Annotated in this window: 16 protein-coding genes; 8 read left to right on the top strand and 8 right to left on the bottom strand. The window is 67.6% G+C overall.

The window, feature by feature from the left end; genetic code table 11:
• Positions 1 to 19 precede the first annotated feature (19 nt).
• Entirely contained in the window at positions 20 to 496 is a 477-nt protein-coding gene (gene bfr, locus ACOYR3_RS15980; RefSeq protein ID WP_422843310.1) for a bacterioferritin, read from the bottom strand.
• 284 nt (positions 497 to 780) lie between these two features.
• On the opposite strand from bfr, the gene ahpC reads away from it, so the two are divergent.
• On the top strand, positions 781 to 1356 hold the full coding sequence (ahpC, locus tag ACOYR3_RS15975) for an alkyl hydroperoxide reductase subunit C (RefSeq protein WP_422843309.1): 576 nt from the start codon (positions 781 to 783) through the stop codon (positions 1354 to 1356).
• A gap of 320 nt (positions 1357 to 1676) precedes the next feature.
• Positions 1677 to 3281 carry an alkyl hydroperoxide reductase subunit F gene (gene ahpF, locus ACOYR3_RS15970; protein WP_422843308.1) on the top strand — a complete coding sequence of 535 codons (1605 nt, stop codon included), beginning with the start codon at positions 1677 to 1679 and terminating at the stop codon, positions 3279 to 3281.
• 151 nt (positions 3282 to 3432) lie between these two features.
• Here ahpF and ppsR read toward each other — a convergent pair whose 3' ends face one another.
• Positions 3433 to 4254 carry a posphoenolpyruvate synthetase regulatory kinase/phosphorylase PpsR gene (ppsR, locus tag ACOYR3_RS15965; protein ID WP_422843307.1) on the bottom strand — a complete coding sequence of 274 codons (822 nt, stop codon included), beginning with the start codon at positions 4252 to 4254 and terminating at the stop codon, positions 3433 to 3435.
• A 268-nt stretch (positions 4255 to 4522) separates the two neighbouring features.
• Between ppsR and ppsA the strand changes: the two genes are divergently transcribed.
• The 4 genes from ppsA (at position 4523) to ACOYR3_RS15945 (ending at position 10205) form a co-directional block, all read left to right on the top strand.
• Positions 4523 to 6913 (top strand): phosphoenolpyruvate synthase, encoded by a 2391-nt coding sequence (gene ppsA / locus ACOYR3_RS15960; RefSeq protein WP_422843306.1) that lies wholly within the window; start codon positions 4523 to 4525, stop codon positions 6911 to 6913.
• A 71-nt stretch (positions 6914 to 6984) separates the two neighbouring features.
• A complete protein-coding gene (locus tag ACOYR3_RS15955) occupies positions 6985 to 7326 on the top strand; it encodes a DUF4212 domain-containing protein (protein WP_422846608.1) in 342 nt (113 codons plus the stop codon).
• Positions 7323 to 9419 carry a VC_2705 family sodium/solute symporter gene (locus tag ACOYR3_RS15950; RefSeq protein ID WP_422843305.1) on the top strand — a complete coding sequence of 699 codons (2097 nt, stop codon included), beginning with the start codon at positions 7323 to 7325 and terminating at the stop codon, positions 9417 to 9419. Before ACOYR3_RS15955 ends, ACOYR3_RS15950 begins: the two co-directional genes overlap by 4 nt.
• Before the next feature lie 213 nt (positions 9420 to 9632).
• Positions 9633 to 10205 (top strand): hypothetical protein, encoded by a 573-nt coding sequence (locus ACOYR3_RS15945; RefSeq protein ID WP_422843304.1) that lies wholly within the window; start codon positions 9633 to 9635, stop codon positions 10203 to 10205.
• A 118-nt stretch (positions 10206 to 10323) separates the two neighbouring features.
• Here ACOYR3_RS15945 and ACOYR3_RS15940 read toward each other — a convergent pair whose 3' ends face one another.
• Positions 10324 to 10683: an FKBP-type peptidyl-prolyl cis-trans isomerase gene (locus ACOYR3_RS15940; protein ID WP_422843303.1), complete on the bottom strand. Its 360-nt coding sequence runs from the start codon at positions 10681 to 10683 to the stop codon at positions 10324 to 10326.
• Positions 10684 to 10818: 135 nt separating this feature from the next.
• Positions 10819 to 11127 (bottom strand): winged helix-turn-helix transcriptional regulator, encoded by a 309-nt coding sequence (locus ACOYR3_RS15935; RefSeq protein WP_291486138.1) that lies wholly within the window; start codon positions 11125 to 11127, stop codon positions 10819 to 10821.
• A 476-nt stretch (positions 11128 to 11603) separates the two neighbouring features.
• Here ACOYR3_RS15935 and ACOYR3_RS15930 point away from each other — a divergent pair, with 476 nt between their 5' ends.
• The gene (locus tag ACOYR3_RS15930) at positions 11604 to 12818 is read left to right on the top strand and encodes a CaiB/BaiF CoA transferase family protein (RefSeq protein WP_422843302.1); all 1215 of its coding nucleotides are present in this window, start codon (positions 11604 to 11606) and stop codon (positions 12816 to 12818) included.
• Positions 12819 to 12952: 134 nt separating this feature from the next.
• Here the strand turns inward: ACOYR3_RS15930 and ACOYR3_RS15925 are convergent, their stop codons facing one another.
• The 4 genes from ACOYR3_RS15925 to dnaG all read right to left on the bottom strand — a co-directional run bounded on the left by ACOYR3_RS15925 (position 12953) and on the right by dnaG (position 20635).
• The gene (locus tag ACOYR3_RS15925; protein WP_422843301.1) at positions 12953 to 14566 is read right to left on the bottom strand and encodes a methyl-accepting chemotaxis protein; all 1614 of its coding nucleotides are present in this window, start codon (positions 14564 to 14566) and stop codon (positions 12953 to 12955) included.
• A 59-nt stretch (positions 14567 to 14625) separates the two neighbouring features.
• Positions 14626 to 15660, bottom strand: a complete 1035-nt coding sequence (locus tag ACOYR3_RS15920; protein WP_422843300.1) for a Bug family tripartite tricarboxylate transporter substrate binding protein — start codon at positions 15658 to 15660, stop codon at positions 14626 to 14628.
• Between the two features lie 270 nt (positions 15661 to 15930).
• On the bottom strand, positions 15931 to 18318 hold the full coding sequence (gene rpoD, locus ACOYR3_RS15915; protein WP_422843299.1) for an RNA polymerase sigma factor RpoD: 2388 nt from the start codon (positions 18316 to 18318) through the stop codon (positions 15931 to 15933).
• Between the two features lie 313 nt (positions 18319 to 18631).
• On the bottom strand, positions 18632 to 20635 hold the full coding sequence (dnaG, locus tag ACOYR3_RS15910; RefSeq protein WP_422843298.1) for a DNA primase: 2004 nt from the start codon (positions 20633 to 20635) through the stop codon (positions 18632 to 18634).
• Between the two features lie 59 nt (positions 20636 to 20694).
• Between dnaG and ACOYR3_RS15905 the strand changes: the two genes are divergently transcribed.
• Positions 20695 to 21789: an ABC transporter substrate-binding protein gene (locus ACOYR3_RS15905; protein WP_422843297.1), complete on the top strand. Its 1095-nt coding sequence runs from the start codon at positions 20695 to 20697 to the stop codon at positions 21787 to 21789.
• The last annotated feature ends 57 nt before the right edge of the window (positions 21790 to 21846 follow it).

Raw genomic sequence — 21846 nt, 5'->3', positions numbered from 1 at the left:
GCGGGCGCCGCGCCGCCGGTCAGTCGGCTTCGCCCATTTGCGACTGCAGGTAGTTCTGCAGGCCGACCTTGCCGACCAGTTCGATCTGGGTTTCCAGGAAGTCGATGTGCTCTTCGGTGTCGTCCAGGATCTTCTGGAGCAGGTCGCGCGAGACGTAGTCGCGCACGCTTTCGCAGTGGGCGATGCCGTCCTTGATGGTGGCTTGCGCGCCTTGCTCGGCCCGCAGGTCGCAGGCAAGGATTTCCGGCACGTCTTCGCCGACCTGGATCTTGGCCAGGTCTTGCAGGTTGGGCAGGCCGTCCAGCATGAAGATGCGGTCCATCAGCCAGTCGGCGTGCTTCATCTCGCCGATGGATTCCGCGTATTCCTTCTTGGCAAGCTTGTCGAAGCCCCAGTGCTTGAGCATCCGGTAGTGCAGGAAATACTGGTTGATGGCCGTGAGTTCGTTCTTGAGCTGGGCCTGCAGATGGCCGATGACCTGTGCGTCGCCTTTCATGGGGGCTCCTTGTATGGGTGAATTCGGCGTTGATTGTCGTGACCCGCATCAAGCGGCGCAAGGCAAGCCCCTGCTGCGACACGCGGGCTGCGGGTGATGCTGATAGGCGTTCGCGTTCACATCCTGTGTTTTTTGAGGTGCACTAGGGTTGTCATGGAAAGGCCGCCGGCGGTGTTCTATAGTCATTGGTAATTGATTCAATGCAATCAATTAATTGGATTGATGGTTTGAAAGTGCCTAAACTTCAGTCCTGTTCTGTCAACCAACCCCTTAAGGAAACAGCAATGTCCCTGATCAATACGCAAGTTCAGCCCTTCAAGACCACCGCTTTCGTGAACCGCAATGGCAAGGGTGAGTTCATTGAAGTGACCGAAGCCACCCTGAAGGGCAAGTGGTCCGTGCTGATCTTCATGCCCGCAGCCTTCACCTTCAACTGCCCCACCGAAATCGAAGATGCTGCCGAGAACTACGCCGAGTTCCAGAAGGCCGGTGCCGAGGTGTACATCGTGACCACCGACACGCACTTCTCGCACAAGGTGTGGCACGAAACCTCCGACGCCGTGGGCAAGGCCAAATTCCCCCTGGTGGGCGACCCCACGCACCAGCTGACCAACGCGTTCGGCGTGCACATCCCTGAAGAAGGCCTGGCACTGCGCGGCACGTTCGTGATCAATCCCGATGGCGTGATCAAGACGATGGAAATCCACTCCAACGAAATCGCCCGCGACGTGTCGGAAACCCTGCGCAAGCTCAAGGCTGCCCAGTTCACCGCCGCCAACCCTGGCCAGGTCTGCCCCGCCAAGTGGAAGGAAGGCGCCAAGACCCTGACGCCTTCGCTGGACCTGGTCGGCAAGATTTAAGAAGGTGTGAGAGAGCCCACCATGCCCGCTCGTACCGCAAAAACGCGCACCCTCGTCGTTGCAAATGCTCGCCATAGCCCAAGCTATGTCTCCGCTTTGCGCCTAGATGGAGCACGTTTGTGCGGCCCGCTCGGGCACGCCGGACTCACTCCCACCTTCTAGCCGCCTTTATCGGCCCCCAAAAGCCGGACAGCGTCATGGCGCCCCGCGCCATGCCGTCCGGCTTTTTTACGCCCGGACGTTGACCAGCAGGCTTGCACTGCAGCCCTTCTGGCATCAACCTCCCAGACAGTACAACTCGAATTTCAAAGGACACCACCATGCTCGACGAACAACTCAAGACCCAACTCGCTGCCTATCTGGAGCGCGTGCAGCAGCCGTTTGAGCTGGTGGCGTCCCTGGACGACAGCGAGACGGCCCGCGACATGCGCGAGCTGCTCACCACCATCCAGTCCCTGCGCAGCGACAAGATCACCCTGCGCACCGACGGCACGGATGCGCGCAAGCCCTCGTTCAGCCTGCAGCGCGTGGGCGCCAGCAACAGCCTGCGCTTTGCCGGCCTGCCGCTGGGCCATGAGTTCACCTCGCTGGTGCTGGCCCTGCTGTGGACGGGCGGCCACCCGCCCAAGGTCGAGCAGGACGTGATCGAGCAGATCCAGGCGCTCGAAGGCGATTTCAACTTCGAGGTCTACATGAGCCTGACCTGCCACAACTGCCCGGACGTGGTGCAGGCCCTGTCGCTGATGGCCGTGCTCAACCCCCAGGTCAAGACCACCGTCATCGAAGGCGGCGCCTTCCAGGACGAAGTCACGCAGCGCGAGATCATGGCCGTGCCCATGGTGTTTCTCAATGGCGAGGTGTTCGGCTCGGGCCGCATGTCGCTGGAGGAGATCGTGGCCAAGCTGGACACGGGCTCCGCCGCCCGCGAAGCCGCCAAGCTCAGCGCCAAGGACCCGTATGATGTGCTCATCGTCGGCGGTGGCCCCGCAGGCGCCGCAGCCGCCGTGTACGCCGCCCGCAAGGGTATCCGCACCGGCGTGGCCGCCGAGCGCTTTGGCGGCCAGGTGAACGACACGCTGGCCATCGAGAACTACATCTCGGTGCTCGAAACCGACGGCCCCAAGTTCGCCGCAGCGCTCGAAGCCCACACCCGCGCCTATGGCGTGGACATCATGAACCTGCAGCGTGCCGACAAGCTCATTCCTGCCGCGCAGCCCGGCGGGCTGGTGGAGGTGCAGCTGGCCAACGGCGGCTCGCTCAAGGCCAAGACGGTGATCCTGTCCACCGGTGCCCGCTGGCGTAACGTGAACGTGCCCGGCGAAGCCGAGTACAAGAACAAGGGCGTGGCCTACTGCCCGCACTGCGACGGCCCGCTGTTCAAGGGCAAGCACGTGTCGGTCATCGGCGGCGGCAACAGCGGCGTGGAGGCGGCCATCGACCTGGCCGGCGTTGTGGCGCACGTCACGCTCATCGAGTTTGCCGACCAGCTCAAGGCCGACGCCGTGCTGGTCAACAAGCTCAAGAGCCTGCCCAACGTGACCATCCACACCAATGCGCAGACCACCGAGATCACCGGCGCCGACGGCAAGGTGAACGGCCTGAAGTACAAGGACCGCGCCACCGGCGTGGAGCACACCGTGGCCCTGGAAGGCGTGTTCGTGCAGATCGGCCTGGTGCCCAACACCGAATGGCTCAAGGGCACGGTGGAGCTGTCCAGGTTCGGCGAGATCATCGTGGACGCGCACGGCCGCACCAACATTCCCGGCGTGTTTGCGGCGGGCGACTGCACCACGGTGCCGTTCAAGCAGATCGTGATCGCCGCAGGCGACGGCGCCAAGGCGGCACTGAGCGCATTCGACCACCTGATCCGCATGCCAGTGGCGGCCGCGGCGGCAGTGCCGCAGCGCGAAGCCCAGCCTGCTTGACGGGTTGGTGCAAAAAATGGCCTCCAGCGCTTGATGGTAAAGCGCTGGCAGCTATTAAATACATAGCAAAAGAGGCGCTTCGGCGCCGCTTTTTCGTTGGGTGAGCGGCCGCGGCCCGCCCGCTCCGTACGCCAGCCGCAGTGCCTTCGCCTCAGTACACCAGCCGCTCCGGCCGGATCTCCTGCAGGATCGTGGTGGCGATTTCCTCGATGGACTTGGTCGTGGTGGACAGCCAGCGGATGCCGGAGCGGCGCATCATGGCCTCGGCTTCGGCCACCTCCGTGCGGCAGTTCTCCAGGCTGGCATAGCGCGAGTTGGGGCGGCGTTCGCTGCGGATCTCGGCCAGGCGTTCGGGGCTGATGGTCAGACCGAAGATCTTCCGCTGGAACGGCGCCAGCGCGGGCGGCAGCTGGCGGCGCTCGAAGTCTTCGGGAATCAGCGGGTAGTTGGCCGCCTTCAGGCCGCATTGCATCGCCAGGTACAGGCTGGTGGGCGTCTTGCCGCTGCGGCTCACGCCCACCAGGATCACGTCGGCACCGGCCAGGTCGCGGTTGCTCTGGCCATCGTCGTGGGCCAGGCTGAAGTTGATGGCCTCGATGCGGTCGGTGTATTCCTTGCTGCGGCTCACGTCGGAAAAGCGCCCCACGCGGTGGTGCGACTTGATGCCCAGCTCCTGCTCCAGCGGGTGCACGAAGGTGCCGAACATGTCCAGCAGCATGCCCTTGCAGCCGTCCTGGATCACCTTGAGCACTTCCATGTTCACCAGCGTGGTGAAGACCACCGGCTTCTTGCCCTCCACCTCGCCGGTGTGGTTGATCTGCCGCACCGCCTGGTGGGCCTTGTCCACCGTGTCGATGAACGGCAGGCGTACGTGGCGCGGCTTCATGTCGAACTGGGCCAGGATGGCGTTGCCAAAGGTTTCGGCGGTGATGCCGGTGCCGTCTGACACGAAAAATACGGTGCGCGAGTGCATGTGAGCCCTTGTTTTTGCAGTGAACTTGCGCAAACGGGGTAGCCGGCCCGGGCGGGTGGCGTTCTAGCGTCGGACGCAAGTTCTGTGAAAGCGTCAGCCCGTTGCCAGAGGCGCGGGCCTACAATTGCCGCAATTATCCAATTCTCACCATGCTCGCCGTCGGCCTACAACCACAACGACAAAGCCACAGCCGGCTGTGCATGGGCGCTTGCCTGGAGCCCCGCAGGGCCCGGCATGCAGACCCAGTTTCAACTTCTGGAGCTTTCCCATGTCTGCACTTTTCAGCCCGACCGCCCTGGTCGTACCGTTTGAAAACCTGAGAATGACCGACGTCGAGGTCGTTGGCGGCAAGAACGCCAGCCTCGGCGAAATGATCTCGCAGCTGCCCCAAGGGGTGCGCGTGCCCACGGGCTTCGCCACCACGGCGCACGCGTTTCGCGAGTTCCTTAAGCACGACGGCCTGGCCGACCGCATCAGCGCCAAGCTCAAGAGCCTGGACACCGAAGACGTGCGCGCGCTCGCCCAGGTGGGCGCCGAGATCCGCGCCATGGTGGAGGCCCAGCCGTTCCCGGCCGACCTGCAAAAGGCGATTGCCGACGAGTTCGCCAAGCTGAGCGCGGGCAACCCCGCCGCATCGTTTGCCGTGCGTTCGTCCGCCACGGCCGAGGATCTGCCCGACGCCTCCTTTGCCGGCCAGCAGGAAACCTTCCTGAACGTGGTGGGCATCGAAGAAGTCATGCACAAGATGAAGGAAGTGTTCGCGTCGCTGTACAACGACCGCGCCATCTCCTACCGCGTGCACAAGGGTTTCGAGCACGACGTGGTGGCCTTGTCCGCCGGCGTGCAGCGCATGGTGCGCTCCGACCTGGGCGCCGCGGGCGTGATGTTCACCATCGACACCGAATCCGGCTTTGAAGACGTGGTGTTCATCACCAGCAGCTACGGCCTGGGCGAGACGGTGGTGCAGGGCGCGGTGAACCCTGACGAGTTCTACGTGCACAAGCCCATGCTCCAGGCCGGCAAGAAGGCCGTGATCCGCCGCAACCTGGGCAGCAAGCTGATCCAGATGGTGTTCTCCACGCCCGAGGAGAAGGCCGCCACGCGCAAGCTGGTCAAGACCATCGACGTGCCCACCGAGCAGCGCAACCGCTATTCGCTGACCGACGCCGAAGTGCAGCAGCTGGCGCAGTACGCCCTGGTGATCGAGCAGCACTACGGCCGCCCCATGGACATCGAATGGGGCAAGGACGGCACCGACGGCCAGCTCTACATCCTGCAAGCCCGCCCCGAGACGGTGAAGAGCCAGTCCAAGGGCCAGGCCGAGCAGCGCTTCAAGCTCAAGGGCACGGGCACCGTGCTGGCCGAGGGCCGCGCCATTGGCCAGAAGATCGGCACCGGCCCCGTGCGGCTGGTGCACAACATCAGCGAGATGGACAAGGTCCAGCCCGGCGATGTGCTGGTCACCGACATGACCGACCCCAACTGGGAGCCGGTGATGAAGCGCGCCAGCGCCATCGTCACCAACCGCGGCGGGCGCACCTGCCACGCGGCTATCATCGCCCGCGAGCTGGGCATTCCGGCCGTGGTGGGCTGCGGCGACGCCACCGAGCGCCTGAAGGACGGCACGCTGGTGACCGTGAGCTGCGCCGAAGGCGACACCGGCAAGATCTACGACGGCCTGCTGGAAACCGAAGTGACCGAGGTGCAGCGCGGCGAGATGCCCGCCATCAGCACCAAGATCATGATGAACGTGGGCAACCCCCAGCTGGCGTTTGACTTCGCGCAGCTGCCCAACGCCGGCGTGGGCCTGGCGCGGCTGGAGTTCATCATCAACAACAACATCGGCGTGCACCCCAAGGCCATCCTGGACTACCCCGCCGTGGATGCCGACCTGAAAAAGGCCGTCGAGTCCGTGGCCCGCGGCCACGCCAGCCCGCGCGCCTTCTACGTGGACAAGGTCACCGAAGGCGTGGCCACCATCGCCGCCGCCTTCTGGCCCAAGCCGGTCATCGTGCGCCTGTCGGACTTCAAGTCCAACGAGTACCGCAAGCTCATCGGCGGCAGCCGCTACGAGCCCGAGGAAGAGAACCCCATGCTGGGCTTCCGCGGTGCGGCCCGCTACATCAGCGAGGACTTCGGCGAGGCCTTTGCCATGGAATGCGAAGCGCTCAAGCGCGTGCGCAACGACATGGGCCTGACCAACGTGCAGGTGATGGTGCCCTTCGTGCGCACGCTGGGCCAGGCCGAGCGCGTGACCCGGTTGCTGGCCAGCCACGGCCTGGAGCGCGGCAAGGACGAGCTCAAGGTCATCATGATGTGCGAAGTGCCGAGCAACGCCATCCTGGCCGAGCGCTTCCTGGAATTCTTCGACGGCTTCTCCATCGGTTCCAACGACCTGACCCAGCTCACCCTGGGCCTGGACCGCGATTCCGGCCTGGAGCTGCTGGCCAAGGACTTCGACGAGCGCGACCCGGCCGTGGAAGCGCTGATCCACCAGGCCATCAAGGCCTGTCGTGCCCAGGGCAAGTACATCGGCATCTGCGGTCAGGGCCCCAGCGACCACCCGGACTTTGCCCAGTGGCTGGCCCGCGAAGGCATCTCGTCGATCTCGCTGAACCCTGACAGCGTGATCGCCACCTGGCAACAGCTGGCCAGTTGAGCGGCGGGCGAAACCACCATGGATGGGCTGGCGGCTCCCACCGTGCTCCTGCCGGGAGCGCCCCGTCCATGATGCCCCCTCGGTCTGCCGACATCGAGCTGGCCGGCCCGTTCCCGCCGGACCTGCACGATGTGCGGCACCTGAAGCTCAAGGCCGCGCTGCTGCTGCTGTGGGCTTTGGTGTCGTTTGTCGCCACCTACTTCGCCCGGGACCTTGAGGGCCTGGTGTTTGGCGGCTGGCCGCTGGGCTACTGGATCGCGGCCCAGGGCGCGGTGCTGGTGTTCATGGGCATCGTGGTGGTGTATGGCTGGGCCATGAACCGCTTCGAGCGCCAGGATGCCGAGCGCCAGGCCGCTGCGGACCCCGGCCAGGCCCTGGCGGAAGCCGTGCAGCGCAGCGCTCCCACGCCATGACCGACCCCCAGCGGAGCGGCGACGGCGGCCAGCGCGCCTACCTGTGGCGGCTGCACCGCATTCTGGCGCTGTACGTGGCCGGGGTGCTGGCCTTCCTGGCCCTGATGACCTGGGCCGAACGCCAGGGCCTTTCGCGCCACTGGATCGGCCCGATTTTCCTGTTCCTCACCGTCATGGTCTACGCCGGGATCGGTGTGTACGGCCGCACCACGGATGCGGAGGAATACTACGTCGCGGGCCGGCGCATTCCGCCCATGTACAACGGCATGGCGGCGGCGGCCGACTGGATGAGCGCGGCTTCGTTCATCAGCCTTTCCGGGGCCCTGTACCTGCAGGGCTTTTCCGGCACGCCCGGGCAGGCCGGGGGGCTGGCCTATCTGCTGGGGTGGACCGGCGGCTTCTGCCTGGTGGCCATGCTGATCGCACCGCACTTGCGCGCCATGGGCCTGTACACCGTGCCCGACTTCTTCCACGTCCGCTTCGGCGGGCGCTGGCCCCGGGTGATCGCCGCGCTGGCGGCGGTGCTGTGTTCGTTCACCTATGTGGTGGCGCAGATCTATGGCGTTGGGCTGATCGCCTCGCGGCTGACGGGCGTGCAGTTCGAGATCGGCATCATGCTGGGGCTGGGCGGGGTGCTGCTGTGCTCCTTTCTGGGCGGCATGCGGGCCATCACCTGGACGCAGGTGGCGCAGTACGTGGTGCTGCTGCTGGCCTTCCTGATCCCCGTGTCCTGGCTGGCCTACAAGCAGCTGGGCAACCCGCTTGCGCCGTTGGTCTACGGGCAGCAGATCAGCAAGATCGCCGACCTGGAGGCCCAGCTGCTGGACTCGCCCGCGGAACACCAGGTGGTGCAGACCTACCTGCGCCGCGCCCAGGACTTCGAGGCGCGCCTGGAAGATGTGGAAGGCGCCCTGGAGCGTGAGCGCGAAAAAGGCCGGGAGCGCATCCGCACCCTGCGCGCCCAGAACGCCGACGTGGGCCTGATCGTGACCGCCAGCCGCGAACTGGCGGCCCTGCCGCGCGACGCCGCCACGGCCCGCGAACGCTGGACTCGGGAGATGCGCGAGAACTACGAACGCGCGCGCCCCCTGGGCGGGCTGCCGCTGCAGAGCCAGGCCTATGTGGGCGATCCGAACGGAACGCCCGAAGAACAGCGCGACTACGAGCTGACGCGGCGCAACTTCCTGGCCCTGATGTTCTGCCTCATGGTGGGCACGGCGGGGCTGCCGCACCTGCTCACGCGCTACTACACGCTGCCCTCGGTGTCGGCGGCCCGGGCGTCGGTGGCCTGGTCGCTGTTCTTCATTGCGCTGCTGTACCTCAGCGCGCCCGCGCTCGCGGTGCTGGTGAAGTTCGAGGTCATGCAGAACCTGGTGGGCAGCAGCTTCGAGGCCCTGCCCAACTGGATGGCGCAGTGGGCGCGGGTGGACAGCTCGCTGCTGTCGGTGGAAGACGTGAACGGCGACGGCATCGTCCAGTTTGGCGAAATCCGGCTGGGGGCCGACCTCATCATGCTGGCGACGCCGGAACTCGGGGGGCTGCCCTACGTGGTGTCGGGGCTGGTGGCCGCCGGGGGGCTGGCCGCGGCGCTCTCCACGGCCGACGGGTTGTTGCTGACCATCAGCAACGCCCTGGTGCGCGACCTGTACTTCCAGGACAGCCAGCGCCAGGCATCGCCCGAGCAGCGGGTGATTCTCACCAAGTTTGCGCTGCTCGCCGTGGCGTTGTCGGCGGCGTTCGTGGCGGCCCTCAAGCCTTCGGAAATCTTGCCCATGGTCTCCGCGTCGTTTTCGCTGGCGGCCTCGGCGTTCGTGCCCGTCATGGTGCTGGGCATCTTCTGGCGCGGCACCACGCGGCAGGGCGCGGTGGCGGGCATGCTGGCGGGGCTGGGCGTGGCGGTGTACTACATGCTTTCCCACGTGTCGGCCATGCGCTCGCTGGCCAACTGGGTGCTGGCCGATGGGCTCTGGTTCGGCATCCAGCCCATTTCCGCCGGGGTGTTTGGCGTACCCGCCGGCCTGGTGGTGGCGGCGCTGGTGAGCTGGTGGACCCGGCCAGGCCCGCCCCAGCCGGTCATTCGCTCCGAGATGTAGGGGGGGGCCGGGCAGGGACCTTGTCCGCGGCCGCCTTGCGGATTGTGCGTAAACCCCGATTAACAAGGGGGCGCACTCGTGAGAATCTGGGCCCGAGAGATTTCCCAGCAGGCCCCGGGCCCGGATCCTCCAAGGTGCGCCAATGTGGCGCCGATGGGGCAGGCGGGCCCGCTGCCACCGGGGCTTCCCGCCCATATTCTTTCGAGGAGGCGCATGGTTCTCGTCAAAACGCAGGCAGGGCAGGCCGCCCTCAAGGACCGCCACGGCAGTCTGACATCGCGCCAGCGGTCGGCCTTCATTCTTTTTGACGGGAAGCGCTCCACCGGCGAAGTCCTTGCGGCCACGGCGGCCATGGGCATCACGCAGGAAGATGTCCAGGCCATGATTGCCCAGGGGCTGCTGGCGCCCTTGTCCGGCGCGGGGGCTGCGGTGCCGCCCGCCGCGCCCGCGGGTGCCGCCTCCCCATCGTCCTCTCTCTCGTCCTCCGCTGCGGCCGCAGGCAACGGGGCGCCAGGCGCCGGAGAGGCGCCACCTGCCGATTCAGCCTATGGCGCAGGGACCGAGGCGCCGGTGGAAGGGTCGGGCCGCTCCCCCAAGGAGCGGTACCAGGCGGCCTACCCCATTGCCACCGAGCTGACGGCTGGCCTGGGACTGCGGGGGTTCCGGCTGAATCTGGCCGTCGAGGGCGCGGGCAGTTTCGAGGACTTGGCAGCGCTGGCCCCCAAGATCCGCGAAGCCGTGGGGGACGCCAAGTTCGAGCGCCTGGACAAGGCGCTGTTCGACTGAGGCTGGCAACGCACGCGCCATGGCCCCGGGGTCTCAGGGCTGGTCCCGGCTTTTTTCGCAGCAAAAAAAGCGGCCGAAATGGCCGCCTGGTCGCATGTCTGGGGCCGCGCCCCGGGGTTCAGCGGCCGACCTTCAGTAGTTCCACGTCGAACTTCAGCGTGGCATTGGGCGGGATGACGCCGCCCGCGCCCCGCGCGCCGTAGCCCAGGGCTGCGGGGATGATCAGGGTGCGCTGGCCGCCCACCTTCATCCCTTGCACGCCTTCGTCCCAGCCCTTGATGACCATGCCGGCGCCCAGCGCGAACTGGAACGGATCGTTGCGGTCGCGGCTGGAGTCGAACTTCGCGCCCTGCTCCCCGTTGTTGTAGAGCCAGCCGGTGTAGTGCACCGACACGTTCTGGCCCTTGGTGGCCTCTGCGCCGTCGCCCACGGTGGTGTCTTCGTACTGCAGGCCGGACGGGGTGGTGGTCAGTGCCATGGAAATGCTCCTCGATTGCTATTAAAAATATAGCTTCTAGCGCTGTTGCGGTGAGCGGTAGAAGCTATTGGAGGCGAAATTCTAGCGGCCATGCCGTGCGGCAGGGGCTGCGCCGGCGCGGTAGGCGCGGGCGGCTCAGGGCTTTTTGGCGCGGCCGGCCACCCAGCGGGTGGCGAACGCCTGCACGTCCGACAGGCGCTTGAGCAGATCGGCGCCCGAGGGCGTGACCGTGTAGCCGTCACTGCCATGGTCCACGAAGCCGGCCTCGCGCAGTTCCTTGATGCGGGTGTTGAGCGTGTTGGGAGTGATGCCGCCCACGCTGTCCTGCAGCAGGCGGAACGTCTGGGGATGGCCGTCCTTCAGCGCCCACAGCACGCGCAGCGCATAACGGCATTCAAGGCGCTCGAACAACTGGTTGATGGCGGCATTTTCTTTGGAGCTCATGGACGCTTCTCCTCGCGCAAGTGTTGGATCGGTTCGATTCAGTCAGGTCGGGCGGGCGCGGTCCGGGCCCGCCGATGCGCTGCGACTATAGCGCGGAACCTGTTTTGCTACAAGTTTAGTAGCTCAGAACGTACACCACGTATGCGCTAGCCCCGGAAAAACGCCCGGCGGCGCAGAAACTGTTGCAATCCGGCCACGGTTCCCTGGAGTCGGTTCGGTGGTCTCCGGGCGCCTGGCCCCGGCCGGCCCTCCCGCCCGCCATGCCCCGCGGGGGCGGGGGCGGCCCAAGCCCGCCGGCGCAACGGGCTTCGGGGCTTGCTGCCGCGCCCCCAGCGCGTGGAACCACCGGCCACTGCGGCGGGTCATGCCCGCGTGGCAGTCCGCAGCAGGCCGGGGTGCCGCAAAATGCCACACCCATGGCGCTGCGCGCGGCAGCGACTTCCGGACCTTCTTTCTTTTCACCAGACGCTCTGACCATGCACGACACACCCGCAGCCCCTTCCACAGCCCGCCTGCCGCTTGAAGGCCTGCGTGTGGTGGAGTTCACCCATATGGTCATGGGCCCCACCTGCGGCATGGTGCTGGCCGACCTGGGGGCGGAGGTGATCAAGGTCGAGCCCGTGGATGGCGACCGCACGCGCCACCTGCTGGGCGCCGGGGCGGGCTTCTTCCCCATGTTCAACCGCAACAAGAAGAGCATTGCCATCGACCTGCGCAGCCCGCTAGGACTGGACGTGGCGCGCAAGCTGGCGGCCTCGGCCGACGTGGTGGCGCAGAACTTCAAGCCCGGCGTGATGGCCAAGTACGGCCTGGACTACGCCGCGCTGAGCCAGGCCAACCCGCGCCTCATCTATGTGAACCACACCGGCTTCCTGCCCGGCCCGTATGAGCACCGCACCGCGCTGGACGAAGTGGTGCAGATGATGGGCGGGCTGGCCTACATGACCGGCCGCCCCGGCGACCCGCTGCGTGCGGGCAGCAGCGTGAACGACATCATGGGCGGCATGTTCGGCGCCATCGGCGCCATGGCCGCGCTGATGCAGCGCGGCATCACCGGGCGCGGGCAGGAGGTGGACTCCGCGCTGTTCGAGAACAACGTCTTCCTGGTCGGCCAGCACATGATGCAGTACGCCGTCACCGGCAAGCCGGCCGCGCCCATGCCCGACCGCATCTCGTCCTGGGCCGTGTACGACGTGTTCAGCGTGAAGGACGGCGGGCAGATCTTCCTGGCCGCCGTGAGCGATGCGCAGTGGCAAACCTTCTGCGACGCCATGGGCTATGCCGATTTGAAGGCCGACGCCCGCCTTACCACCAACAACGACCGCGTGCGCGCCCGCCCCACGCTGATGCCCGTGCTGCGCGAGCGTCTGGCGCGCCACACGGCCGACGAACTGGCGGCCATCTTTGAGCGCCACGGCCTGCCCTTTGCCCCCATCCGCCGGCCCGAGGAGCTGTTTGACGACCCGCACCTGCAGGCAACGGGCGGCCTGGCGGACATCACGCTGCCCGACGGTGAGCGCGCGGGCCAGTCGGCCCAGGTCACGCTGATGCCGCTGCGCATGGCCGGCCAGCGGCTGGACGTGCGCAGCGATCCGCCCCGCCTGGGCCAGCACACGGCCGAACTGCTGCAGGGCCTGGGCTACACGGCCGACGACGTGACGGCGCTGCAGGCTGCCGGGGCCGTCGCTTGATGGCTCTTTAACGGCGGCGAGGGCGGGTGGCGCGAGCCCCTTGTGCGGGGCGCATGCCGGGTTGCGCTGCGCTCGCCCGAACTGCGGTTTGAAGGGTTTTTGGGCTCTGGCGCTTACCTGGAAAGCGCTGGCAGCTATATTTTTGGTAGCAATCGCCCCACCCGCGGGGCAGGCAGCGCGGCCTGTCCGGCAGACGGGTGCTGCTGCGGCCGCAGCCGGAACACCGCCACCGCCTCCACCAGCTGCCGGGCCTGCCCGCTCAGGCTGCCGGCTGCGGCGGCGCTTTGTTCCACCAGGGCGGCGTTTTGCTGGGTGGCTTCGTCCATGCGGACGATGGCCTGCGTCACGCGCAGCATGTCCTGGGTCTGGGCGGCGCTGGCCTGGCTGATCTCTTCCATCAGCGCGCTCACGCCCTGGATGGAGGCCACCACCTCGGCCATGGTGGCGCCGGCGCTGCCCGCCAGGTCGGAGCCGGCCTGCACGCGCTCCACGCTGGTCTGGATCAGGGCCTTGATCTCGCGCGCGGCGCTGGCGCTGCGGGTGGCCAGGCTGCGCACCTCGCTGGCCACCACCGCAAAGCCGCGGCCCTGCTCGCCAGCGCGCGCAGCCTCCACGGCGGCGTTCAGCGCCAGGATGTTGGTCTGGAAGGCGATGCCGTCGATTACGCCAATGATGTCGGCGATCTTGCGCGAGCTTTCCTGGATGCCCTGCACCACGCCCACCATCTGCGTGACCACCTCGCCGCCGCGCCGGGCCACGGCCGTGCCGTTGCGGGCCAGCTCGCTGGCGCGCTGCGCGTTGGCCGCGTTTTGCTGCACGGTGGACTGCAGCTGCTGCATGGACGACGTGGTCTCGTCCAGCGACGAGGCCTGCTGCTCGGTGCGTGCGCTCAGGTCGGCGTTGCCCTGGGCAATCTCCGCGCTGGCGTTGGCCACGCCCTCGGCATTGCTGCGCACGCCGGCCACCACGGTCTCCAGGTTGCCTTGCATGGCGCGCAAGGCCTCCAGCAGCCGCGCGGGCTCGTCGCGCCCCTCGGCACGGATCGCGGTGGTCAGGTCGCCGGCCGCCACCTTGTGCGCTAGCGACACCGCCACCCCCAGCGGGCGCACCACCGAACGGGTCAGCAGCCAGCCCGCGAAAACGCCCAGCGCGGTGACCAAGGCCAGCGCCACCAGACTGCTGACGAGCGCACGGCGGGCATCCTGCGCGGCCTGCTGCGCAATGGCCGCGCTACTGGCCGCCACCTGCTGGCTCAATGCGGTCAGCAGCTGGGCGGGGCCCTGGTCGATGTCGGCCACGTCGGCATCACCGGCCGAGGGCACGAAGCCCAGCGACTGGAATACCTCGAACCCCTTGCGGTAGCCCTGCGCCATCTGCGTGTGCGCCTGCGTGAACTTCTGCAGCGCGGCCTTTTCCTGCGCGTCGGCCAGCTGGGGCTCCAGCGCGCGGGCGGCGTCGGCCACGCGCTTCTCGCTAGCCTGGAAGGCGGCCCAGTGCAGCTCGCGCTTGCGCGAATCCTCGCCGCGCAGCAGCGTGTTCTTCCATTCCAGCACCTGGGACTTGAAGTCGCTTTCCATGCGGCTCACGGCGCGCTCCTGGGCCATGCGCTCCTGCACGGTGGTCTCGTAGGTGCCCAGGGCGCGGTACAGCGCCGCAATGCCGAACAGCGCAGCGCCCAGCAGCAGGGCCAGCACCAGGCCCAGCGCCGTGGCCATGCGCGCGCCAATGGAATGGTCGGACATCTTCATCGGCGGCTCCCTCCAGGTGGTATGCAACAACGCCCCAGCGGGGCAAGGGCCCCGCCGCTTCAGGGCTTGAGCTTGAGCAGGTACACCATGACGCGCGCCGTGGTGAGATCCAGTTCCATGAACTCTGACAAATCCTTGCCGGTGAGCCAAGAGGGTTCCCACCGATTCTGCTTGAGCGTGCGCTGCCAGGACTCATGCCCGGTGGCGGCCTCCACGGCCGCCAGCATCTCGGCGGCACGCGCGGCCGCTACGCCCTTGCCGGTGAACACGCCGCGCCAGTTGGCCATGGTGGCGTCCAGCCCCTGCTCGCGGAAGGCCGGTAGGCCAAACGCGCTGCGCCGGGCCGACACGCCAATGGGCCGCAGCTTGCCCGCGGCGATGGCGTCGCTGAACTCGCTGTAGCCCGACAGGCCCACGGCCGCGTTCCCGGCCACCAGGGCGTCCACCACCTCGGTGCCGCTGGCAAATGGCTTGTAGGCCAGGTCTTCCGGATTGGCCTTGCACGCGCGCGCCAGCACGCCAGCAAAGATGTGGTCCACCCCGCCGGCCGACCCGCCGGCCACCGGCAGCGTGCGCAGGTGGGTGCGCATGGCCTCGGCCAGGTCCTTGGTGGTCTTGATGGGCGAGCTGGCCGCCACGGCCGCCACCAGGTAGTCGCTGGTCAGCCGCGCCAGCGGCTGGATGTGCGACATGTCCACGGCGGGCTTTTGCAGCGCAACCGCGCCCACCATGACCATGCCGCCCATCAGCAGCGTGTTGGCGTCGTTGCCGTACTTCTCGGCATATTTGGCCAGGCCAAGGGTCCCGCCCTTGCCGCCGATGTTCTCGTAGTCGATCTGGTCCGCCGCGCCCACGGCCACCAGGGCGGCGCCTAGCGCGCGGCCCGTCTGGTCCCACCCGCCGCCGGGGTTGGCCGGGATCACGATGCGCAGCGTGCCGGCCAGTTTGCCGGCCTTGGCATGGGGCTGCGCGGCACCGCGCGCGGCCGTGCCGGGCGCCTGCGCCCAGGCGGGCAGGGTGGCGGATGCGCCCAGCGCGGCCGCAGCGGTGGCGGCGGCGTGAACGAGGAGCTGGCGGCGGTGCAAGAAGGTCATACGGTGTCTCGCAAAAAGAAGGCGGGTCGTTGAACGGGCACAGGAGGAGGGGCAGGGCCGGCCGTGGCCCGGGCCCTGCAGAGGGCTGCGCGGCGCTGCAGTCTCCATCCGCAGTGTGCAATGGTCGCGTTACAAACTGTCAATTTGCTGTCGGTGGCGTCGGGGTAAACGCGGGGGCAGCCCGCCGGGCGCCCACAAAAAAGCCCTGCGCCGCAGAGCGGGGCAGGGCCTTGGGCGGCGGGCCGCTGGCGGCCTGGCGCAGGCTGTGGTTTACAGCGAGTCGATGAAGCTGCGCAGCTTGTCCGAGCGCGAGGGGTGCTTGAGCTTGCGCAGCGCCTTGGCTTCTATTTGGCGGATGCGCTCGCGCGTCACGTCGAACTGCTTGCCCACTTCTTCCAGCGTGTGGTCGCTGGTCATCTCGATGCCGAAGCGCATGCGCAGCACCTTGGCTTCGCGCGGCGTGAGGCCGTCCAGGATGTCCTTTACCACGTCGCGCAGGCCGGCCTGCATGGCGGCTTCGATGGGGGCGGTGTTGGCACCGTCCTCGATGAAGTCGCCCAGGTGGCTGTCGTCGTCGTCCCCGATGGGCGTTTCCATCGAGATCGGCTCCTTGGCGATCTTCATGATCTTGCGGATCTTGTCCTCGGGGATCTCCATCTTGGCCGCCAGGATGGACGCATCGGGCTCAAAGCCAAACTCTTGCAGGTGCTGGCGGCTGATGCGGTTCATCTTGTTGATCGTCTCGATCATGTGCACCGGGATGCGGATGGTGCGCGCCTGGTCGGCGATCGAGCGCGTGATGGCCTGGCGGATCCACCACGTGGCGTAGGTCGAGAACTTGTAGCCGCGGCGGTATTCGAACTTGTCCACCGCCTTCATCAGGCCGATGTTGCCTTCCTGGATCAGGTCCAGGAACTGCAGGCCCCGGTTGGTGTACTTCTTGGCGATGGAGATCACCAGGCGCAGGTTGGCCTCGATCATCTCCTTCTTCGCGTCGCGCGAAGTGGCCTCGCCCTCGTTCATGCGCTTGTTGATGTCCTTGAGCTCGGACAGCGGCACCACCACGCGCGCCTGCAGGTCCATCAGCTTTTGCTGCAGTTCCTGGATGGGCGGGATGTTGCGCGCCATCACCGTGCTCCACGGCTTGCCGGCGGCGGCCTGCTTCTCCACCCACTTCAGGTTCAGCAGGTTGGGCGGGAACTCCTTGATGAAGGTTTCCTGCGGCATGCCGCACTTGTCCACGATGATGCGGCGCAGCTCGCGCTCCTTCTTGCGCACGTCGTCCACCTGGGCGCGCACCATGTCGCACAGCTTCTCGATGGTCTTGGCCGTGAAACGGATGGTCATCAGCTCGGCCGACAGGGCGTGCTGGGCCTTGACGTAGGCGGGCGTGCCGTAGCCTTCCTTGTCGTAGACCTTGTGCACCTTCTCGAACAGCTCGCGCAGCTTGTCAAAGCGCTCCAGCGCCTGCTTCTTGAGTTCTTCGAGCTTCTTGGTCAGCGCCTTGGAGCCGCCCTTGCCGTCGTCGTCGTCGGCTTCGTCGAACTCGTCGAAGTCTTCCTCGGCCACGTAGTCGTCGGCCTCGTTGGGGTTGGAGAAGCCGTCCACGATGGTGGAGATGACCACCTTGCCTTCGCGGATTTCCTCGCCCATGTTCAGGATCTCGGCAATGGTGGCGGGCGACGCGCTGATCGCCTCCATCATGGCCTGCAAGCCGCCTTCGATGCGCTTGGCGATCTCGATTTCGCCTTCGCGCGTGAGCAGCTCCACCGTGCCCATTTCGCGCATGTACATGCGCACGGGGTCGGTGGTGCGGCCGAATTCCGAGTCCACGGTGGACAGGGCGGCTTCCGCGGCTTCTTCGGCTTCCTCCTCGCTGGCGCCCGTGGGGGCGTTGTCGGTGATGATCAGCGCCTCTGCGTCGGGGGTCTGTTCATACACCGCCACGCCCAGGTCGTTCAGCGTGGTGATGACGGCTTCCAGCGTTTCGGCATCCACCAGCTTGTCGGGCAGGTGGTCGTTGATTTCCACGTGCGTGAGGTAGCCGCGCGTCTTGCCCAGCTTGATCAGGGCCTTCAGGCGCGAGCGGCGCTTGGCCAGGTCTTCCTCGGACAGGACGGTCTCGTCCAGGCCGAATTCCTTCATCAAGGCCCGCTCCTTGGCCTTGCTGATCTTCATGCGCAGGGGCTTGACCTTTTCCACCGTGGCGGCGGCCTCGGGCACCTCTTCGACCTCGCCTTCCAGGTCGGCTTCGATGTCGGACAGGTCGGTGTCGTCGCCTTCTTCGCTGGCGGCAGCCGCCTTGGGCTTGCGGCCCCGCTTGGCGGGGGCCTTGCCTTCTGCAGCGGCGGCGGCCTTGGCAGGGCGGCCGGGGCGTTTCTTGGGGGCTTCTTCGGCGTCGGCTTCGGCGGAAGCGGCCGGCGCGGCCTTAGCGCGGGTGGGCTTCTTCTTCAGCAGCTCATCGGCAGCTTTGATCAGCTCGGCAGTACTTTTTGCGGACACGGTCTTCACTTTCTTGGCGGCCGGTGCAGGGGCCGCAGCCGCCGCCTTCTTGGCGGGAGCGGCTTTGGCCGGTGCTTTGGCGGCGGTTTTGGAGGCAGCCTTGGCGGCGGTCTCGGGGGCGGTCTTGGGCGGCTTCGCGGACTTTTGAGCGGGCATGAAGAACCTCAGAATCAAAAACGAACACACTGAACACGCAAGCGCCACAGATCCCGGCGCGGGTGGCAACGCCAGGCAGCAGGCCTGGCGCTCGAGGGGGAGCCCTCAGGGGCAAGATGGGTGGGCGATCATTTGGTGTGCAGTCCTTGCGATAGGTGGGCGGTTCCGCGCAGTAGTGCGCGGTGGTCTGGGGCCCTGCTCGGAGGTGCTGCTGTCGCTCTTGCCGATGAACCCTACATTATACCATTCGGGCCGTTCTTCAAGGGGCCGGTGGTCTGTAAGGCCAAAAGGGGGGCGCCGTCCCGGCGCGGCGTCATTTCGGCGCCACGCGCGCCAGGGCGGTCTTGAGCGCCCGCCACCGAGCGTCCAGTTCCCTGAATCGCTCCAGCTCGCCCGCCGCACTGGCCGCGTTGCGCTGCTGTTCCAGCTGGTCGATCTGGATGCGGGCCAGCAGGTCGGACAGTTCAGCGCGCAGTTCGTGTTCTTCGCCCTCGGTCTGGGCGTGGGCGCCGGTCATGACCTTGACGGCAAGTGCCTCGCAGGCGTGGTCGCGCAGGCTTTCGCGCAGGACGGCCCAGGCCAGCGGGCCGTGTTCGTGGAACTGGGCTTCGAGCCAGCTGAACAGCGGCCCGTGCGGGGCGGGCAGCGCGCACAGGGCGGTGTGGTCCTCGTGGGTCAGGTGCTCCAGGAACGCCATGTGCGACAGCAGCAGCCGGGCCGCGTGATCCACCCGGCTGGCCGCCGGCGTGCGTGGCAGGCGGGGCTGGGGCGGCCAGGGCGCGTCGTCACGCTTCTTCCAGCCGCCCTTGCCCTTCCATGGGCCGCTGCTTTTGCCATACCCCGTCTTGCCATAGCCGCCATAGGCGGCGGGGGGGGCGTAGGCTCCGCCGTCCATGTCCGCGGCCCAGGGCGCATCCGCCTCGGGCGGGGCGTCCCAGGGGCTAGTGTCGGCATGCGCGGCGGCTGTGGCGCGCGGGCCCGTAGGTGCCGGACGCCGGTGCTGGGCCTCCTGGCCCGCGGCCTGGTTCCACAGGTCGAGCAGGTCGCGTGAATCCAGCTGGGTGGTTTGCGCCAGCTCGCCCAGCACCTGCCGCTTGAGCACCCCGTCGGGCAGGGACGTCCACAGCGGCCGCGCGTGCGCCGCCATCAGGGCGCGGCCTTCGGCGGTGGCCAAGTCGCAGCCTTCGCTGGCCGCGTCCACCAGGAATCGGCTCAGCGGCACGGCCTCGGCGACGGCGCGGGCGAAGGCGTCGGTGCCGTGCTCGCGGATAAAGCTGTCGGGGTCGTGCTCGGCCGGCAGGAACAGGAACTTGACGCTGCGCGTGTCCGTGGCGTGGGGCAGGGCGCCTTCCAGCGCCTTGCGCGCTGCGCGGCGGCCTGCGGCGTCGCCATCAAAGCTGAAGACCACCGCGTCGGTAAAGCGCAGCAGCTTGTGCACATGCTCGGGCGTGCAGGCCGTGCCCAGCGTGGCCACGGCGTTCGGAAAGCCCAGCTGCGCCAGCGCCACCACGTCCATGTAGCCCTCGGCCACCAGCGCGTAGCCGTGCTCGCGGATGGCGGTGCGGGCCTCGAACAGCCCGTACAGCTCGCGGCCCTTGTGGAACACCGGGGTTTCGGGGGAATTCAGGTACTTGGGCTTCTCGTCGCCCAGCACGCGCCCGCCAAAGCCGATGCATTCGCCCTTGACGTTGCGGATGGGGAACATCACCCGGTCGCGGAACCGGTCGTAGCGCTTGTCCTGACCGTCTTCGCCCACGATGACCAGGCCGCTTTCTTCCAGCAGCGGGTCGTCGTAGCTGGGGAACACGCTGGCCAGGCTGCGCCAGCCCTCGGGCGCGTAGCCCAGCCCGTAGCGCTTGGCAACGGCGCCCGAGACGCCCCGGCCCTTGAAGTAGCCGATGGCCCTCTGGGATGTGCGCAGGTGGCGCTGGTAGGCGGTGGCGGCCTTCTCCAGCACGTCGGTCAGGGTGGCCTGCTTCTGGCGCGCGGCCGCGGCGCGCTCGCGCTCGTGGGGCGACACGTCGTCGTCCGGCACCTGCAGGCCCACCTGCTGCGCCAGGTCCTGCACGGCCTCCACAAAGCCCATGCCCGCGTGGTCCATCAGGAAGCCGATGGCGTTGCCGTTCTTGCCGCAGCCGAAGCAGTGGTAGAACTGCTTGGACGGGCTCACGCTGAACGACGGCGACTTCTCGCCATGGAAGGGGCACAGCCCCATGAAATTGGCGCCGCCCTTCTTCAGCGGCACGTAGCGGCCCACCACGTCCACCACATCCACGCGGGAAAGCAGTTCCTGAATGAAAGACTGTGGGATGGTCACCTGCTTATTGTCCGCGTAAACTGTTTGTTACCAGATATTTCGTACGCGGAGCTTTCGGCATGGCGGTCACGGCGCAGCGGCAGGCGGCAGGCGGTGCCAGCACCAGGGCGCGGCCTGGGCTGCGGCGGCGCGACGTGGCGGGGCTGGCGTTGGCGGGTGCTTGGCTGCCGTCGGCGCGGGCAGCCCCGGCGCTGCGGGTGCTGTCCTGGCCCGGCTATGCCGACCCGGATGTCGTCGCCCGGTTCGAGCGGCGCCACAACGCCCGGGTGGAAATCACCACGGTGTCGTCCGACGACGTACTGCGGGCCCGGGTGGCCAGCCCGCAGGACGGCGGCTTTGACGTGGTGGCCGCCAACACGGCGGAGATCGCCCGGCTGGCAGGCCAGCAGCTGCTGGCGCCGCTGCCGCTCCAGCAGATTCCGAACACGCAGCGGCAGCTGCCGCGCTTTCAAAACCTGCGCTCGATCGCCGGCCTGACGGCGGGCGATCAGGTGTACGGCATGCCCTACACGTACTCCGAGATGGGGCTCATCTACGACCGGCAGCAGTTTGCCGCCGCGCCCCGGTCCATCGGCGTGCTGTGGGAGCCGCGCTGGCAGGGGCGGGTGCTGGCGTTTGACGGCAGCAGCCATGCGTTTTCCCTGGCGGCGATGCGCCGGGGCATGCCGCCTTTTCACATCCCCGACGCGCAGTTTGCCGAGCTGGCGCGTGACCTGGTGGCGCTGCGCCGCAACGTGCGCGCGTTCTACAGCCTGCCTGAAGAATCGCTGGAGCTGTTTCGCAAGCACCACATTGCCGTGATGCACGCCAACTACGGGCAGCAGCAGCTCAAGCAGCTGCGGGACGCCGGGCTGGACGTGGGCTACGTGGTGCCCCGCGAGGGCGCGCTGGCCTGGCTGGACTGCTGGGCCATCACTCGGCGGTGCACGCAACTGCCACTGGCCGCTGCGTGGATCAACTTCATGCTGGACCCGGGGGTGAGCCGCGGGCTCACGCAGCGCCAAGGCCTGGCCAATACGCTGGACGAGCCGCCCGCGCTGTCCGACGACGCGCCCATGGGCGCCATCGTGTGGCTGGAGCCGGTGGAGGACGAGGCGCGCCGGGCCCAGCTGTGGCAGCGCATCCTGTCGGGCGACCGGCCGTCCAGGTTCTGACGCATGGCCTGCCTGCTGCCCACGCCAACCCTGGGGCCGTGCCACCGCACCGCGCCC

Source organism: Acidovorax sp. M2(2025) (assembly GCF_049330835.1).
GTDB lineage: Bacteria > Pseudomonadota > Gammaproteobacteria > Burkholderiales > Burkholderiaceae_C > Acidovorax.
The sequence above is the reverse complement of the archived record's forward strand: the minus strand, read 5'-3'. Positions and strand labels throughout refer to the sequence as shown.